The sequence below is a fragment of the Natrinema zhouii genome (assembly GCF_013456555.2).
In the GTDB taxonomy this organism is placed as follows: domain Archaea; phylum Halobacteriota; class Halobacteria; order Halobacteriales; family Natrialbaceae; genus Natrinema; species Natrinema zhouii.
In genome coordinates this window covers 848,254-865,123 of sequence record NZ_CP059154.1, presented here as the reverse complement: position 1 = coordinate 865,123, position 16,870 = coordinate 848,254, and the positions used below count along the sequence as shown (strand labels likewise).

Here is a 16,870-nt window from a genome sequence, read left to right as displayed (position 1 = left end):
ACGCTTGAAGCTGTCGGAGGAAATGGCGTCATGACCTTCTTCGAAGTCGAGCTGTTTGGTTGTACCTAGGTCTGATCACTCTACCGGAGTGAGATTTATCTCATTTGTCCGTACAGGTCAGCAAGAGATCCAATGCTTTGCTCAATACTCCACTTATTGGCTGTTCTCCGAGCTACTTGTTTATACTCTAAGGGACTCTCAAGAAACGCACAAAGAGCTGTGGAAAGACCGTCTGGATCGCCCACCGGGAATGTCTGCGTGTTTTTCTTTTCGAACGGTGGGATGTCGCTGCCGATAACTGGTGTTCCGCACGCACGAGCTTCAACCGAGGTCATCCCTTCAGTTTCGTTCCGTGACGGATTTACAAGCACGTCTGCCGATCGATAAAACTGCGGTAAATCGGATCGCTGAACATGGCCTACAAGGGTTATCCGTGATTCAACACTTGCAGGTACGTCCGCCCAGAACGCATCATCTGGCGGTGTCCCAACCACGGTGGCCTCAACCGATCGTCCCTCCGCGATTACTTTCTTGATCGCATTAATAAATATCTCAAACCCTTTCCAGTACGTTGCCGACGCGTCACCGACAAACAGGATGTCCGTGCAATCAGACTGTGACACATCAGAACAATCATCTGGATAAAATAAATCCGGCCGAGCACCCGACGGGATACGGATCAACTGTCTCCGTGCGGCTCCCGACTCCACAAGGGTGTCGGCATGGTGGTCTGTGAACACTTCAATCGCATCAATCCACCGAGAAAGGGGAGAGTATCGGTGATGTGCCAACTGATGAGAAGTGGATATATTCGGCCCGACAACAAGTGGACACTCCGATCTAATAGCAGTTATTGTCGGTAAGAGTAGTTTGAGATCTGCCTGGTTCAAATGGAAGACGTCTGTCTCTGATTTAACCTCACTCACCTTCTTAATGTATTCGCTTAACTGGCAAGGGCGCCACTCATGCTGTGAATGTGAAAGACTCCACTTGGCAGTTGAATCAACGTGTCGAGCATTTGCACTCACGATTTCAAAATCAAAAGGAGGATTCTTCATCACCTGCAAATAATGAATGACATCATTAAATTTCGCAAAGGTAGATGCTGGAATCCCCCAAAATGTACTGGTAAGGTATGTGACCTTCATAACAAAGGCAAGACATTGCGCTTTAATATATATACTGCATATTGAGACGCGGTAGGTGCATCGACGCTTAGCAAACACCCCGTTTCGACAGGCCATGTAGCTGCGGCACGACCACGACACTACCAACACCAATGCTCCGATTAGAATTCTCGAGACTGTCTGAGCACCGGTTGAGCACAGCGCCTGCAATAATGCGAGTTGCCGAGAGTTACTGCTCTCCAATCCAGACGACGTCCAATAGAGAGAACTCTGTGAGCAGGACGTCGGAGTCGTTCATCCTTGTTGAATTTGACTACGAGGTTGGCCAGTTCGGAGATCACGCCTGAGCTTGCACCAGCTCGGCAGCGGGATCGTCCGGGGCATCGCGACGGCCTCAAGCCGCACTCTTTCCCTTCCGCGCTCGTCGGCATCGTTCATCGAACCGATCGACACCACTGCAAGCTAGGAACTCACCCTCCTGCGGACGTCAGGGACGTTCGTCGAACTTCTGCTGGTTTACCGACACTCGTGAACATCAGTAATATTTCAACTCTCAGATTGTATTGTGTACAGGTCAGCATATTTTCCATCACTATTAATTAATTTTTCATGCCCCCCAACTTCGGCTATTTCTCCTCTGTCCATTGTATAGATTCGATCCGTGTTGGTAACGGTTGAGAGACGGTGAGCAATTGCGATCATAATATAATCCTGATCCATCGACTCTACGGCTGCTTGCACTTCTTTCTCTAAATTGGAGTCGAGATCACTCGTTGCCTCGTCAAGAACGAGAATATCAGCGTCTTTCAATAGCGCGCGTGCAAGGGCGACCCGCTGTCGTTGGCCGCCAGACAATCGGACACCGTCGTCTCCAAGAACGGTCTCGTACCCGGCGGGAAGGTCGTCAAAGAACTCGTCAACACAGGCAATCTCACAGATCCGGTCTAACTCTTCGTCTGAAACGTCACGCTGTCCGACGGTGAGGTTGTAACGGAGGGTATCGTTGAAGATGAACGGATCTTGGCGGACGACAGACAGTCGGTCTCGCCATTCGTTGATGTCCATCTCGTCGATCGGGATCCCGTTGGCCTTAATTTCACCGCTATCTATATCGTAGAGTCGAGCCAGCAGTGAAACGACCGTCGATTTACCGGCCCCCGATTGCCCGACGAACGCAACGAATTCACCCTTCTCGACTTCGAAGTCGAGTCCTCTCAGAACCTGCTCTTCGTCGTCGTAGGAGAATCGAACGTCGTCGAACTCGACGCGCTCTATTTCCGTCGGGACATCGTGGCTAGGATCGTTCGGCTCTTCCTGATTTTTCAGCTCTTGAATGAATTGTTGCGTGCGAACCAAGTGCGGGAGATCGTTCTCGACCTGGTAGAACTTCTGGTTCACGTTGCTCACCCTCGGTCCGAGACGAAACATCGCGAAGAGAAAGACCCCTAATGCACCGAGCGAAAGCTCGGCGTAGGTGAGCGCGAGGTAGATGAGCACGAATACCGAAACCGAAACACCGAGATTGTAGAACCGCTGAATTGCAGCTTCGTTTCGCTGAAGGGAGATTCGTGCGTTAGTGTACTGGTCGACTGCGTCGACGAAATCACGAGACAGTTCTTCTGCGAGGCCGAAAATCCGAACGTCGCGAATCCCCTGTGTTCCGGCCTGGGCTGCCTCTTGGCGGCGCTCATTCGAATCAGCGACGACGTCTCCAATCTTGTACCCGGGTTCGATCACGTATCGAAGTACTACCGTAAGTCCACCGAGCACCCCGAGGGCGAATAGTGTGAGGAGTGGCGCGAACACGAAGGCGAGCACGAGATAGACGAGCGCGAGAAACAACTGTTCGAGCAACTGCACGACACGGACGATCACCCGTCCGGCGTAGAATGTCTGTGTGACGATCGCATTGAGCATATCATCCGATCCCTGTTCGTCGAAGTATTCGATTCGAGCATCGAGCGCGTTCCCGAACGCACGGATCTGCAAATCACGGATGTAGTAGGTCCGTAATGCCTCGCGGAACCAGTCGACGAAAAAACTGGATGTATACCGCACGACCATCACAGCGGACACGCCGACGACGACGTACCCCAACGTGAATGGGACTCCCAGTGTCTGGAACGCAGTTACGAAGACGGCCATCATCCCGTCCGCCTCCGCCGCAGGATCGTCGACCTGAATAATCTCGATAATTGGGAGGATAAAACTCATTCCGATCCCTTCGAGGATCGCCGCGATCAACCCGAGCCCAATGATCAGAATAGTAAACTTCGGATCGAACCGGGCAACATCAAGAAGAGCGTTGATCTTTTCGCGCCGAGAGACCTCTTCAGAATCTGTGAGTGACATATGACGAATCCAACTATGCCACAATCTGGAAAGGACCCTGATAACTTCGTCGGTACTGGATTCTAGATATCACTCGAAAGAAGACGACCACATTATGTTTCGCTTATATTTACTCAATAGTAATTGAACTCACCGTACCCGACTAGATGATTTATAGGACTCAGTAACGACAAGTCCAATATTCCGGTTATGAGAACTGATCGAAGATTAGAATCGACAAAGCGGAATTCTGGCTGAAATCATTCAGTGGAATGTTCCCCTTATTGTTCACTAAGAAGTCTTTCAAAAGACTATGAAATTCGACCAAAAAGTAATCTGATCAATACAGCTCGAGATCGCCACTCACTCGTCGTCTCGAGATACGGTGAGATGCTCCTGAATTTCGGTACAGCCACACCCATCTGCCCCATCCTTGAGGCAATCGTCATCTCGCTTGTCTGTTGGTTCAGTCGTGTTTGGTTCGGTCTCCATATAACACAATCTCTCAACACCTCGTGAACTCGATATAACTATTGTGGCCGCTCGGGCGCTGCTGAACGGAAAGACTATAACTCCGTGCTGACATACTCAGATCCTGAGTAATTATGAGTGTTCTCATAACGGGAGCAGACGGGTACATCGGATGGCCGACGGCACTTCGAATCGCGACGCGAACTGACGACCGCGTGGTCTTGGTCGATAACTTCGGTCGGCGGGAATGGGTGGAGTCGGTCGGCTCGAAGAGTGCAGTCCCCATCGCAGACATCAACGAGCGACTTGAGGCAGCTGAGGAGACGCTCGGGCTGCGAAACCTCTCGTTCGTCGAGGGTAATCTCACTGATCGGGCGTTCGTCGACGAACTCCTCTCGGTGCACGAACCGGAGACGGTCGTCCATACGGCGGCCCAGCCCTCCGCGCCGTACTCGCAGATCAACGGTGAACGGGCGAACTTCACCCAGCACAATAACCTCCAATCAACACGCAATCTCCTGTGGGGGCTCGACGAGAACGGTCTCTCGGACACCCACTTCGTCGAGACGACGACGACCGGCGTCTATGGCGCGCCCGAGTTTCCCATCCCCGAGGGTGGGGCGACGATGGAAAACGGCAGCGAGCGCGACGAGGTTCCGTTCCCCGCGATGGCCGGGAGTTGGTATCACTTGACGAAGTCCCACGACGCAGCGAACATGCGGCTGGCGCACAAGCAGTTCGGGATTCCAATCTCGGATGTGCGGACCGCCATCGCCTACGGCACCGAGACCGAGGAGACGGCGGCCGATCCGCGGCTGGCGACACGGTTCGACTTCGATTACCACTTCGGCGTCGTCGTTCACCGCTTCTGTGCCCAGGCCATCGCCGGCTATCCGATGACCGTCTACGGCAAGGGCGAACAGCGCAAACCGTTCATTGCGCTCGAGGACGCGGTTGAAGGTCTCGCTCGCCTCGCCCTTACCGATCCCGACGAGCGCCCCGACGATCACGTCGTCTACAATCAGGTAACGCGAGCGATCAGCATCGTCGAGATCGCTGAGACGATCGCGGACGTCGCCGATGAATTCGACCTTGACGTTGACGTCAAACACTTCGAGAACCCGCGTGAGGAGGACGAGACTCACAAGATGGAGATCGAGAGCGATCGGTACGACGACCTGATCGACGGGCAGTCGACCACGTTCGAGGAGGGAATTCGACAGATTCTGGGGACGTTAATCGACTATGAGGAGACAGTCGTCGCGCACGAAGATCGGTTCCTTCCCGGCGTGCTGGATACCGACGAGGGCGACGATACGACCATCGAGTACGAGGAGGAGTCCAGTCCGTCCGAGACCGTTCAGGCATCGACGGAAGATGACTGAGATGCGCGTTCTCGTGACGGGAGGTTGCGGATACATCGGGAGCGTTCTCGTCCCGACACTGCTCGACGACCAACGGGTCAACGACGTTGTGGTCCTCGATTCGCTCTCATCAGGGACGCCAGCGAACCTCAGTGGCTGTATCGACGACCGGCTGCAGTTCCGACGCGGTGACGTACGTGAGTACGGCGATGTTGAAAGCGCGATGCGTGATGTAGATACCGTGATCCATCTGGCAGCAATTACGGGAGCCGCTTCGACCCACGATCGCCGCGAGGAAACCTTCGCGAGTAATCTCGATGGAACGGAGAATGTGCTCACCGCCGCCGGAAAATTCGATGTCGATCGCGTCGTATTCGCCTCGTCGTGTAACAATTACGGGCGAGCGGCCAGTACGGACATCGACGAAGAGACGGCACAGGACCCGCTCAACCCCTACGCCGAGTCGAAAGTCGAAGCCGAGCGACTCCTTGAGGAAGCGATGAACGAGTACGACTTCGACGGGACCGCGCTTCGGATGAGTACGAACTACGGGTGGGCTCCGGGAATTCGGTTCAACCTCGTGGTGAATCACTTCGTGTTCCGGGGGCTCACCGACCGACCGCTGACCGTCTACGGCAACGGCAGCAACTGGCGACCGTTCATTCACGTCGTCGACGCCGCACGGGCGTACGCGGATGCCGCACTGAACCCCGAGTCGTGGTACCGAACGGTGTACAACGTCGGTTCGAACGCGGGGAACTATCGGATCTCCGAAATCGCCGAACTCATCCGGGAGGAACTCGACCGAGAATTAGATATTACCTATCTCGAGGACGAACACCCCGGTCCATCCTATCACGTGAACTTCGATCGACTCGAGGAAACCGGATTCGAATTTGAGTGGACGCTTCGAGACGGAATCCGTGACCTCGCGAAACACATGCAGCGAACGCAATCGGAGCTGATCTCCGCATGACCGCACGAGATACTGCTGTGTCCCCGACGATCACCGTCACCGGAGCGGCCGGATACATCGGGAGTCGCGTTCTCCAGCAGTTACAGTCGACGCACCCGGAGTGGAACGTACGAGCGATCGATAACCAGTATCGGGGGCAGGTCGACTCCGTTGGCGACATCGATATCGACCACGTCGATATTCGAAACCGTGATCGACTCGAGGCACATCTCGATGGAACAGATGTCGTGTTACACCTCGCAGCGATAAGCGGTGTTGACGACTGTGACAAGAACTCCGACCTGGCCTACGAGGTCAATGTGACGGGAACGAACAACGTCGCCTGGTTCTGCCGGAAAAGCGGTACGGCACTCGCCTTTCCGTTCAGTATGGCCGTTCTAGGCGATCCGGAGATATTTCCAATCACCGTCGACTTGCCGCGGGATCCGCTGAACTGGTACGGACGAACGAAACTGCTCGGTGAACGGGCTATCGAGTCGTTTGCATCCGGATCGTTTCCGGCCCATCTGTTCCTGAAGTCGAATCTCTACGGCGAGCACGTTGTCGACGAAACCGTGGTTTCGAAGCCGACCGTGATCAACTTCTTCGCCAACCGAGTGAGGGCGGAGGAACCATTGACGGTCTATGAACCTGGAACGCAGTCCCGAAACTTCGTCCACGTCAAAGATGTCGCACGGGCGTACGTTCGGAGTACGGAGCGACTGCTCGATCAGCTATCGAACGGGGAGACAGGGACCGAAACGTACGAAATCGCTGGAAACGAGGATCCGTCAGTCATGTCCGTCGCTGAAACGATCCAGTCGATCGCTGCCGACGAACTCGGTGTTTCGGTCGATGTCGAACTCGTCGAAAACCCGCGTAGCGGCGAGACAATGGTCGAAAACTTCGTAGTCGACACCTCAACAGCGAACGAACGACTCGGCTGGGAGGCGCGGCACACGGTCGAGGCATCAGTTAGAGAACTGATCCGTCGATCGGCATAATCCACTTCCGTGACCAGCCAGTTCACTGACCGATACGAAGGCTTTCGAACACCGCTATTTACAGTTACAAGGGGCGAGAGAACAATAATGGGTACGCGAACCGATTTAACTGAATTGCTTCAGCGATTGAACCTGAAGGAGTACGAGGCGACGGTACTCGCCCACTTGCTCCGGGCCGGTTGAACGACCGCATCGAACATCTCCGAAGCGACCGGAATTCCCAAGGCGCGTGTGTACGCCGCGCTCCCGAGCGGCTGATCGAACAGGCCGATGCGCTCGCGATCGCGGAGGGGAAAAACCGGAGCGATGTCCTCGTCGAAGCACTTCGTGAGTACCTCGAAAACGCGAGTGACGAGGACCGCGTCCGGCAGGCGATCGCGAACGCGTACTACGAAGACCGACTCAACTTCGAGCAGGTGAAGCGATCGTCGGCGTCGAGACCGCGCAGAATTTTCGCGTGCTCAAACACCAACTGACAGACGACCAACTGAGCGATGACCTCGCGGCTGCCCTCGACGAATGAATCTCGTTGCCGATACGTCCGCACTCGTGAGCCTCGCGAGTACTGATACGGTCCGCCGAAGTGCGCTACCGCTGCTCCTGGACGGCTACGATGTCGCCGTGCCCGATGTGGTTCTCGACGAGCTCGAAACCATCGCACAGTACGACAACGAACACGGAACGGCAGCACGAACTGTCCTCGATAGCCGAGCACAATTGACGATCCATTCCGTCGATCTCGATCCCGGTTTTCCGCTCGACGACGGCGAAAACGCCGCGATCCAGTTTGCCGAACGAATCGGCGCGGCGTTCTTCTATTGTGATGAGTACAATCAGCTCGCGCTCATCCATGCGTCGCTGCCCGACGCACGGCTCGTGACGACGCCGCGGCTACTGAAGGCGTTCGTCGTCCACGGGAATCTCTCGAAATCGGACGCGAAATCCCTGCTGGACGGAATCCCGCAGTGTCGAAGCTGGGACGGAAACGCGTACGTCCACCAGGCGACACAGCTCTTCGAATGACTTCCCCGTCGGTGGCTCACGTTCGCTACCACTCGAGCCCCGGAACACGTGACACCTGACGAAATCGACACACATCTTCCCGCAACGAACAGAGCGCTCACTCCTCGAGCGAAATCGAACTCCCGTTCAACACATCGTCCTCGGAAACACGCACCGTCCGATTACCTACCGTATATTCACCAGCGTACGGCACCGTCACCGTGGCCTGCCCGTTATCCTCGATAACCTCCTCGCGCTCGTAGGTGAACGATTCGCCGGAGACGGACACCTCAGTCTCGACGGTCACGTTTTCTCCGGACTCGCCGGGAATCTCGAGCGTCGCCCCGGGAACCACCGCGAACGCTGCAGCCTCGTCGTCGACGAACAGCGCCTGGTAATGAGCCAGCCCGTCAGTGCCGTTGCCGCCGGCACCGTACTCCTCGAGCAACCGAACCTGCGCGCTTTCAGCCGGCGCGTCGCCGTCGACTGCAGTCACGACGACGTAGCCGACCCGCCCGCTAAACTGATCGTACCGGCCGTCCGGATCCGTCCCGGATCGGAACTCGCCGTAGTTACTTTGAGCGTATCCGTAGCTCTGTGACTCGCCGTTTACGAAGTGGTTGTACATCCGGTTGTCGCCCCACTCGCTCAGCACGAAGTTTTCGGGGTAGGTCTGGTTCGCCGCGTCGGCGTGGTCGCCGATCGCGCTCACTGCCTCGATCTTTGCCTCGCCGTGGGTCACGTCCGCCGTCAGCCCGGGCACGTAGATGAGGCTCAGTCCGAACACGAGCAGCCCGATCCCGAGCAGATAGCCGATCCGGCGACCGTCCGGTATCGAAATCGATGGCTCGAGTGACCGACTGCTGTCGGAACCGCGCTTCGACGAGGATTGCGACTCATCGGTTCGCTCACCGCCGTCCGCGGCGGCCGGCCCGCCGCCTCGAGCGCCGCCGGTTGAAACGTCTGACTCGCGGAACGGGATCGGCGTTCGGGCCAGGTCAACGACCGCAAGCAACTGGACGATCCCAAGCCCGGTCAGCACGGCTAGCGGGATCGCCAACTGCCCGGCGAAGCGGACCTGAATCCCGGCCAGCACGAGCAGGTACCCCGCATACGTTCCAACGAGTAACCAGCCGGGTTCGTACCGCCGCGCGACGATCCACGCGACCCAGCCCAGCACCGCGAGCGCGACGTAAAACCCCATCCCGAGCTGGTACAGCGGGCCGAAGATGACGTAGTACTCCGTGGCGAACAGCGAGGCCGTCTCGGTCGCCCCCTCCCGGAAGAACAGATCGTCGACGCGCGTCATCGCCTCGGCCCATGCCTCGGGCTGCAACCGTGTGAACGCGAAGAGCCCGCCGGCCGCGACCAGTCCCTCGAGCGCGAGCAAGCCGCCGAGGTGCACGTCCGATCGCTGCCATAGCTCGCCAAGCGCGACGGCGGCGACCGTTCCTCCAAGCACCAGCGCCGGCGTCGTCGCGACGAACTCCGCGTGCCAGCCCCAGCGGTGGTGGAGGGCGAGCGAGAGCCCGCTCCCCAGGACCAATCCGGCGAGCAACGGCAGATTCGCGAGCGCGGGCGACACGTCCGCTCGAGCGTCCATCGCGACCCGGAGGCCGACGTACGCCGCAAGCGGGACCAGCAGGAGCGGCGAGCCGCCCCAGGCATGGATACCGGCCGCGACCGAGCCGCCGAAGGCGACGGCGACGATCCACGTCTGTGGCGCTCGGAGATGCGCTCGAACACCGACGCGGGAAGCCACGCCGCCCTCGAGTCGCCGCTGGAGGTCGACGGCGAGCCACGTCAGCGTCAGGAGCGTGATCCCGAGCCAGAAGTACTGGTGAAGCTGGTGATCGATGAACCCGAGGCCCGTGTAGACCGCGTTGATCGGCGTCACGGCGAAGACGAGGACGGACGCGACGCCGACCCGGATGTCTCGAGTCAACAGGACGGCCAGTTTGTAGATCACGAGCCCGAGCGCGACGGAGGCGACGACGGGAAGCCACGCCGCGACGGTATCCGCAGCCCCCTGCCCACCGCCGAGTAACTCGGCGATGAACCAGTTCGTCGCGTGCGCGAGCGGTCGGACTCCCGAAACGCCGGTCGGCGCATCTACCAACACCTCGTAATCCGCGGGTCCCGACGCCGTCGCCATCAATTCCTCCATCCAGTAGCGGAAGTAGTAGGGATCGTTCCCCGGTGAGACCACGTAGCCCTGCTGGAACACCGACCGAAACGCCGTCATCCGAGCCGCTGCGACGACCAGCAGGGCCCCCAGCAGCGCCGTCAGCGCCCGCAAATCGACAGCGTCCCGGAGCCGCTCGAGGTCGAGGTCGAACCCAGAGCTGGCCGTCCCTGTTTCCGGCTCGAGTTCCTCACCCGCCATCACCGATTCGACGACCGCCGGATCGGCGACCCGGTACGCGCCGTCGACCTTCGTGACGATCCCTCGGGAGACGAGTTCTCCGAAGGTTCCAGAATCCAGGTCCACGTCGTCGAACGTCCATGTTTCGTGATTGGCGTCGGCGGCGAGGACGATCTCAAGCGCCTGATTGCCGTCATCACGGTCCTCGAGGAACGAGGCCGTGGCGTCGGCGATGTCGCCTGGGACGCCGTCAGTAGGCATTATCCATCTGGTGAGTGTACAATGCTATCATATTTTCGTTCTGAACGAATATGTTCAGGCCGAGACATGAGTGTCAGTGGGACTGTGGAAGCCTTCGTCTACCAGAGCAATCAATCAAGCTGAAAAGTGACTCTCGAGGCGGTCAGATCACCGTTTAGTCACGTTCCGTAACCAATTGAAGATCGATCGTGACCGAGTCTCTGGCGATTGCTCAAGCGACTTCTCTCGAGTCATCGGTCGTCCCTCATATCTCTCGAGTCGACGTTCGAGCAGTTCGATACGTGTGGTTTTCTCCTCTAGTTGCGCCTCGAGGGTCGTGTTCTGCTTTCGAAGGAGTGAAAGCTTCTCTTCGAGGTAGGCCTGTTCCCGATCTTTCGACGACTCGACTTCCTGCGTCTGTGTTTCATCCGGTGTCGCCTCGGTCGGCTCGTAGAAGTCAGAGGTGTGCTCGATTGCTCGAGCAATGGTTTTCTCACCGTATGGTGAGCCATCGGCGTAGTGAACCGAGCTAGCTCAGATGTGCGATGATGTATTCACCACAAGAACAGTCATCGTTGAAGAAGGAGCCGATAACACAAGAGATCGAATTTTAGTAAAGATCCGTAGTCCGTCAATTCGACTATTGTGAGGGCGTCGTATCTCCGCTCTACTCGCTCACTCACTGTGGTCGGTTGCTCTTTGAGGATGAGCCTTCACACTCCACTGCTCTGACTAAATTAATAATATTTCCGCCATCACATATGGTGTGAATACTCATCACATTCACTCAGGATAGTCATCTATGGGACAAGATAGGCCTCCAGCAGAGTCGAATGACCCGGCAGATGCTAACACAGAACGCGTTACGGCAACAAAGCGGACGTTCCTCCAAGGTACAGGAGCCACACTGGGAGCCAGCATGGTGCCAGTCGGAGCCAGTAGCGCGTTCGAGAAGTCGTCGATCACGACTGACTCCACTGCCGTCGCAGAATCGAACGGTGGGATGGTCTCGAGCGTCCATCCGCAGGCGACGGAAGCCGGCGTCGGGGTCCTCGAGAACGGTGGGAACGCTATCGATGCGGCGGTCGCCGTCCAGTTCGCGCTCAACGTCGTTCAGCCCCACTCGTCGGGGATCGGCGGGGGTGGGTTCATGCTCGTCTATAGCGCCGAAGAGGACGAGATCATCGCGATCGACAACCGGGAGCGAGCACCCCTCGGAGCCCAATCCGATATGTTCCTGGACAACAAAGACGAGGAGGTACCATTCCTCGCGCGCCACACGAACGGGAAGGCAGTCGGCGTCCCCGGAACGCTGAAGGCTGCTGACGTAGCCGTCAAACGGTTCGGGCGAACGGAACTCAGCGAACTCATCCAGCCAGCGATCGAGTTGGCCGCAGCAGACGGACGAACAGTTACCGTCGACGAGTTCCTGGCGAGTTCGATCGCAGACAACGTCGAAGACGGAGCACTCACCCCGACTGCCCAGAACGTGTTCGCTCCGGGAGGCAAGCCCCTCGAGGTAGGCGACGAACTCGTCCAGCCGGACCTCGCCGATACCCTCCGTCTCATCCGCGACGACGGCATCGGTCCGTTCTACAAGGGGGAGATCGCGGCGGACATCGCCGAGACAGTCCAGGGTGCAGCACGCTACCGAAAGACTGGCGGGAGCATGACCGTCGACGACCTCGGCCGATACAACGTCAATATCACCAGGCCCACCTATGAGACCTACAACGGTGCCGCACACGAGGTCACCGTCCGGACGATGCGTTCGCCAACTTCCGGTGGATACGTCATCGCGCAGATTCTCTCCCTCCTCGAGCCGTTCGATCTCGCAGACTACGATCGGCGGTCGTTCGACGTCTACCACCGACTGATCGAAGCGTTCCAGCTCGCGTTTGCCGACCGTAACGAGTACCTCGGCGACGAGGAGTTCGTTGATATCCCGTGGCAGGGGATGCTCGACGACGAGTACGTCGACGCTCGCCGGCAGATTATCAACCCGAAGAAAGCGACGGACGCGACTCGCGAGCCCGGTGACCCCTTCGCGTACCAGCCCGGCGAACAGTACTACACGAGCCCCAGAGACATCGAGCAATCCAAACACGGTAGCAACGCCTCGGGCGCACGGAAAGAAGAACGCAACGAGCCCCACAAGAACAGTGCCGTGACTCATCCCGGGCAGACGACGCACTTCACGACGGCCGACGCTGAGGGGAACATGGTCTCCTGGACCAGCACCATCGAACAGTTGTTCGGATCGGGAATCATGGTTCCCGGGCGGGGGTTCATGCTAAACAACGAGCTTACAGACTTCGATTCCACCCCCGGAGGACCGAACGAGGTCCAGCCGGAGAAGCGTCCGCTCAGCAGCACGAGTCCGACGATTGTTACGCGCGACGGTGACCCCTTCCTGACGGTCGGATCACCCGGCGGCTGGTCGATCATCCACACCGTCGCCCAGATCATCCTCAACGTCGCCGAGTTCGGCATGGACATCGACGAAGCTGTCGCGGAACCGCGTGTGTACTCCGCGACCGGCACGTGGGTCCAGGCCGAAGGTGGTGTACCCAACGACGTCGTCGACGAACTGAACGCCGCTGGTCACGACGTCTCTGTCGTCGATTCTATCGGTAACGTACAATCCATCCTCGTCACGGACGACAGTGGGTACGTCGGCGTCGCCGACCACCGCAGGGACGGTTCAGCCGGGTCGCCGTCGTAATGGAGCCGATGGTCCGATACTGAATCGTCTCCACGCACAGTAGATAGTCTTGGCCTGGAACCTCGTCAGCAAACATCCGCACTCTCATCGTACACAAGCTCCCGAATTTCTGCCTCTTCGGCTATCGGACTCCTTTCTCGAGTAGGGTTGAGCGGTCGGGTCGAATATACCGACCGAAACCTGATCGAAACGTGGGTTCACACCCTCAAAATTCGGATCGACCGCTTCCACAACTCGTGGGTTGGTAGTCGGGCCAGCGTCCGAGAGTGGCTTATTAGTACTTTAGGCAGTAGCCGTTGCCCCTCACCATTAGATATTATTAAGTCGACAAGACTTATTCAAAAAACTTACCACGAGATGAAAGCATATCCTAGTGCCACATGGGGGATTCTAATCAGGAGGGGCGGAGATCGGTTCTGAAGCAGACTGCGACACTTGGAATTGCCAGTCTAGCCGGGTGTTTCCGTTCTGATACTACTATGGGTAGCGATGGTGATAACGCGTCGAAAGTCGCGAGTAAAGATGACTGGTTCGAGAACGGCGCAGTCACATTTATCTATGATGATGGTCCGCTCGAGGATATCCAACAGGCATTTCCAGCACATGAGACGTACGATGCGCCAGCTTCGGTCGGCATTGTCTCTAACTGGATAGACCGGGACGACGGGAACTGGATGGGTTTTAACGACATCAAAAGACTCGTTGATGCTGGCTGGGAGATTGCGTCACACACAGCTTCTCATGTAGCGCTAACTTCGTTTGAACTCGTTGAGGACATATTACCGGGCGATAGTCGTATCTACCCCGAAGGAAGAGGGAATCACGGATTCTCGTATGGGGATCCAATTGAAGTCACTGACGGAGAGAAGTCCGTGCAGCGGACGGTCGTCGACTCGAATACCGACGATATTGGGAAGTACTTAGAGCTTGCCGAGCCGATTACTGACCCGTTCACCGCTGAAGAGACAGTCGAGAGATATCCGGAATCGTTCGTCCGCCATGAACTCTTCGAGTCGCAGAACGCGCTATCAGAATTCAGTCCAACGACGCTTTTAGCCCCGTACGATGTCATCGACGATCGACACCTCAATCTCGTGCGTGAGTACTACGACGGTGTGTTTAATGTGAATTTTGGCACACCAGTGAACGAGCTCCCGTTCGATCCGTTCGACACGAACCGTTCGTACTTTGCCGAGCGAGTCAATCGAGAGACAGTGTACAACGACCTCCGACAGATTGCCGAAGAGAATCTATATGGTATCGTTGGCGCCCACACTCACCTCGAGGTGGTGACTCAAGAACGTATTGCGGAAACGCTCAAGTGGTGTGACGAGTTCGGCATTGAAGTGATTACGTTCAAAAATGCGATCAGCCGAAAAGCCGCTGAGTAACACTATGCTGTCCGAGTTCATAATTGATTGCGATAACGGTGCTAACACGTGGATGCTGCCGTTTTGAACCAGATCCTTATCACCAGCTGTGTGATCAAATATCGATCCACAACTACGCTTTCTGCTTCGAAACTGTCCCGCGCTGTGCAAGGGAACGCTAAGAACTTGATAGGAATATGGCCGGTCTGACTAGTAGGAAACATGTCCAATTGGCAGAGACGTTCTTTCATTGCAAGTGGTGCAGCACTCGCAGCTGGTGGGGTATTTGCCTCTGTTGGGACAGGGGATGAAACGACCGATGAGAGTCCAACGCCAGTTGCGGAAACGCCAGGCTGGTCGTCCTATCGTGGAAATGCCGCCAACAGCGCATATAGTGCCACGGACAGCTTCCCTGAACCCGATACCGTCGCCTGGACACATGATGCGACCGGCGAGCTCGCAGTCTCGAACGGTCGCGTATTCCTGCGAACTGCGGACGATCTCCGCGTCCTTGACGCTGAAGATGGGATGCTTGAGTGGCAACGGAGCCGTTTTCAGGAGAAAGACGAGGAGTTTAATCCGACTGGAACGCCCGCTGTCTCAGATGGGATCGTCTATGTCGCCGGTGATCAGCTGACCGCGCTCGATGTCGACGATAATTCACTCGTCTGGGAGGCCGAATTCGAGACTGACCCGGAGATGACCAGCCCGACGATTGCATATGGGACCGTCTACGTCATTGCTGACGGCGGGCTCTACGCGTTCAATGCCGATACCGGCGACCTCGAGTGGAAGCAAGAGACTGTCGGAGTGGACGTACGAGACGCCGACCAGCCACCAGGAAATTACGTCACGAGAGAGTACGAGTTCCAACCGACGCCGGTGGCAATCGAAGATGAGCGTATTTACGCGACTACCATGGGTGAGGATTTCGAGGCCTTCGTCGTGCTCAACGCTCATTCCGGAGAAACACATTGGGTCGGCCTGGATAGGGGGACCCAGTATGGGGGACCGATCATCGTTACCGACGATACCGTCTACGTTCGCTGCAATACCCCCGACTTAACGTTTGGTCCAGACGAGAGCCTCAGGACGTTCCGCGGGATCTACGAAGGTATCACTCCTGCCAGTACAGGCGACATCACGATTGGCGGCGGGCGATATACCATATCAGGCGACGGATGGTCCCACCAGCCTGGTGGAATTGACCCGTACCACAACCTACAGATCGCCAATGAAACTGTGATCGTCTACGCCAGACCTTCCTTTATCGAGAACTCGATCACCGGTTTCGATATCCACGATGGGGCAGAGAAATGGGCGATCACTGATGACACCTTCGACGAGTTGAGCGTTTCGCAGACGTTCACCGCTGGTGAAAACGGCCTTTACGTTCAGAGAGACGAGCGTCTCGTCGCCGTTCAGTCCTCCCAGCAGGACAGTTCAGACGACGATGCCAGTGACGATCCTGGCGATGACTCCAGCAACGATGATGACGATTCGTCCGGCAACGATGATGAGAGTGATCCCGGTAGTGGTGATAACTCCGATAGTGACGATAGCGCCGGCGACGATGCCGGTGGCAGTAACGGAGATTCGTCCGACGGAATGAACGGTGACGAGTCTGATAGCGATGCAGACTCCGGTAGCGATGACAGGGGTAGTGGAGACCAGGACAACGGCTCCGACAATAGTACCGATCGCGACGACCTCGACGACGGTCAGGACCAGAATCAGAACAGCAGTCAAGACGACGAGGGAGATATCTCCGTTGAGATCGATGCTGATGGTGTCCCTGGTTTCACTACTGGTGCGAGTGTATTCAGTGGCGCACTCGGTCTCGAGTGGCTCCGCCGCCGAGCTGAACCAACTGAGCCGGATGAGTAAGCGCTTCGGTATCATCGAGAAAAGAATTG

Annotated in this window: 10 protein-coding genes and 2 pseudogenes; 9 read left to right on the top strand and 3 right to left on the bottom strand. The window is 57.1% G+C overall.

Annotation, left to right across the window (positions count from 1 at the left end; translation table 11 throughout):
• Positions 1-95: 95 nt before the first annotated feature.
• Both HYG81_RS22865 and HYG81_RS22860 read right to left on the bottom strand, forming a co-directional pair.
• Positions 96-1,148 (bottom strand): glycosyltransferase family 4 protein, encoded by a 1,053-nt coding sequence (locus HYG81_RS22865; RefSeq protein ID WP_180841981.1) that lies wholly within the window; start codon positions 1,146-1,148, stop codon positions 96-98.
• A 525-nt stretch (positions 1,149-1,673) separates the two neighbouring features.
• Positions 1,674-3,479 carry an ABC transporter ATP-binding protein gene (locus tag HYG81_RS22860; protein WP_180841980.1) on the bottom strand — a complete coding sequence of 602 codons (1,806 nt, stop codon included), beginning with the start codon at positions 3,477-3,479 and terminating at the stop codon, positions 1,674-1,676.
• A gap of 584 nt (positions 3,480-4,063) precedes the next feature.
• Here HYG81_RS22860 and HYG81_RS22855 point away from each other — a divergent pair.
• The 5 genes and pseudogenes from HYG81_RS22855 to HYG81_RS22835 all read left to right on the top strand — a co-directional run bounded on the left by HYG81_RS22855 (position 4,064) and on the right by HYG81_RS22835 (position 8,275).
• On the top strand, positions 4,064-5,314 hold the full coding sequence (locus HYG81_RS22855; RefSeq protein WP_180841979.1) for an NAD-dependent epimerase/dehydratase family protein: 1,251 nt from the start codon (positions 4,064-4,066) through the stop codon (positions 5,312-5,314).
• A gap of 1 nt (position 5,315) precedes the next feature.
• Positions 5,316-6,269, top strand: coding sequence for an NAD-dependent epimerase/dehydratase family protein (locus HYG81_RS22850; RefSeq protein WP_180842962.1), 954 nt, complete (start codon positions 5,316-5,318; stop codon positions 6,267-6,269).
• Complete coding sequence (locus HYG81_RS22845; RefSeq protein WP_180841978.1) at positions 6,266-7,252, top strand: NAD-dependent epimerase/dehydratase family protein; 987 nt, start codon at positions 6,266-6,268, stop codon at positions 7,250-7,252. The genes HYG81_RS22850 and HYG81_RS22845 overlap by 4 nt, the downstream gene beginning before the upstream one ends.
• A gap of 191 nt (positions 7,253-7,443) precedes the next feature.
• Positions 7,444-7,775 (top strand): annotated as a pseudogene (locus HYG81_RS22840) (ribbon-helix-helix domain-containing protein).
• Positions 7,772-8,275 (top strand): PIN domain-containing protein, encoded by a 504-nt coding sequence (locus HYG81_RS22835; protein WP_180841977.1) that lies wholly within the window; start codon positions 7,772-7,774, stop codon positions 8,273-8,275. The pseudogene HYG81_RS22840 and the gene HYG81_RS22835 overlap by 4 nt, the downstream one beginning before the upstream one ends.
• 97 nt (positions 8,276-8,372) lie before the next feature.
• Here HYG81_RS22835 and HYG81_RS22830 read toward each other — a convergent pair whose 3' ends face one another.
• On the bottom strand, positions 8,373-10,880 hold the full coding sequence (locus tag HYG81_RS22830) for an MFS transporter (protein WP_180841976.1): 2,508 nt from the start codon (positions 10,878-10,880) through the stop codon (positions 8,373-8,375).
• Positions 10,881-11,778: 898 nt separating this feature from the next.
• Here HYG81_RS22830 and ggt point away from each other — a divergent pair.
• The 4 genes and pseudogenes from ggt to HYG81_RS22810 all read left to right on the top strand — a co-directional run bounded on the left by ggt (position 11,779) and on the right by HYG81_RS22810 (position 16,841).
• The gene (gene ggt, locus HYG81_RS22825; RefSeq protein ID WP_219628711.1) at positions 11,779-13,584 is read left to right on the top strand and encodes a gamma-glutamyltransferase; all 1,806 of its coding nucleotides are present in this window, start codon (positions 11,779-11,781) and stop codon (positions 13,582-13,584) included.
• A gap of 132 nt (positions 13,585-13,716) precedes the next feature.
• Positions 13,717-14,004: pseudogene (locus HYG81_RS22820) on the top strand (hypothetical protein); the annotation flags it as partial.
• A 59-nt stretch (positions 14,005-14,063) separates the two neighbouring features.
• A complete protein-coding gene (locus HYG81_RS22815) occupies positions 14,064-14,975 on the top strand; it encodes a polysaccharide deacetylase family protein (protein ID WP_226376023.1) in 912 nt (303 codons plus the stop codon).
• 507 nt (positions 14,976-15,482) lie between these two features.
• Entirely contained in the window at positions 15,483-16,841 is a 1,359-nt protein-coding gene (locus HYG81_RS22810; protein ID WP_180841973.1) for an outer membrane protein assembly factor BamB family protein, read from the top strand.
• Positions 16,842-16,870 lie beyond the last annotated feature (29 nt).

Excerpts from the sequence above, each read along its gene's own strand:
- HYG81_RS22865 (WP_180841981.1), bottom strand. The coding sequence starts at position 1,148 with ATGAAGGTCACATACCTTACCAGTACATTTTGGGGGATTCCAGCATCT.
- HYG81_RS22860 (WP_180841980.1), bottom strand. The coding sequence starts at position 3,479 with ATGTCACTCACAGATTCTGAAGAGGTCTCTCGGCGCGAAAAGATCAAC.
- HYG81_RS22855 (WP_180841979.1), top strand. The coding sequence starts at position 4,064 with ATGAGTGTTCTCATAACGGGAGCAGACGGGTACATCGGATGGCCGACG.
- HYG81_RS22850 (WP_180842962.1), top strand. The coding sequence starts at position 5,316 with ATGCGCGTTCTCGTGACGGGAGGTTGCGGATACATCGGGAGCGTTCTC.
- HYG81_RS22845 (WP_180841978.1), top strand. The coding sequence starts at position 6,266 with ATGACCGCACGAGATACTGCTGTGTCCCCGACGATCACCGTCACCGGA.
- HYG81_RS22835 (WP_180841977.1), top strand. The coding sequence starts at position 7,772 with ATGAATCTCGTTGCCGATACGTCCGCACTCGTGAGCCTCGCGAGTACT.
- HYG81_RS22830 (WP_180841976.1), bottom strand. The coding sequence starts at position 10,880 with ATGCCTACTGACGGCGTCCCAGGCGACATCGCCGACGCCACGGCCTCG.
- ggt (WP_219628711.1), top strand. The coding sequence starts at position 11,779 with ATGGTGCCAGTCGGAGCCAGTAGCGCGTTCGAGAAGTCGTCGATCACG.
- HYG81_RS22815 (WP_226376023.1), top strand. The coding sequence starts at position 14,064 with ATGGGTAGCGATGGTGATAACGCGTCGAAAGTCGCGAGTAAAGATGAC.
- HYG81_RS22810 (WP_180841973.1), top strand. The coding sequence starts at position 15,483 with ATGCTTGAGTGGCAACGGAGCCGTTTTCAGGAGAAAGACGAGGAGTTT.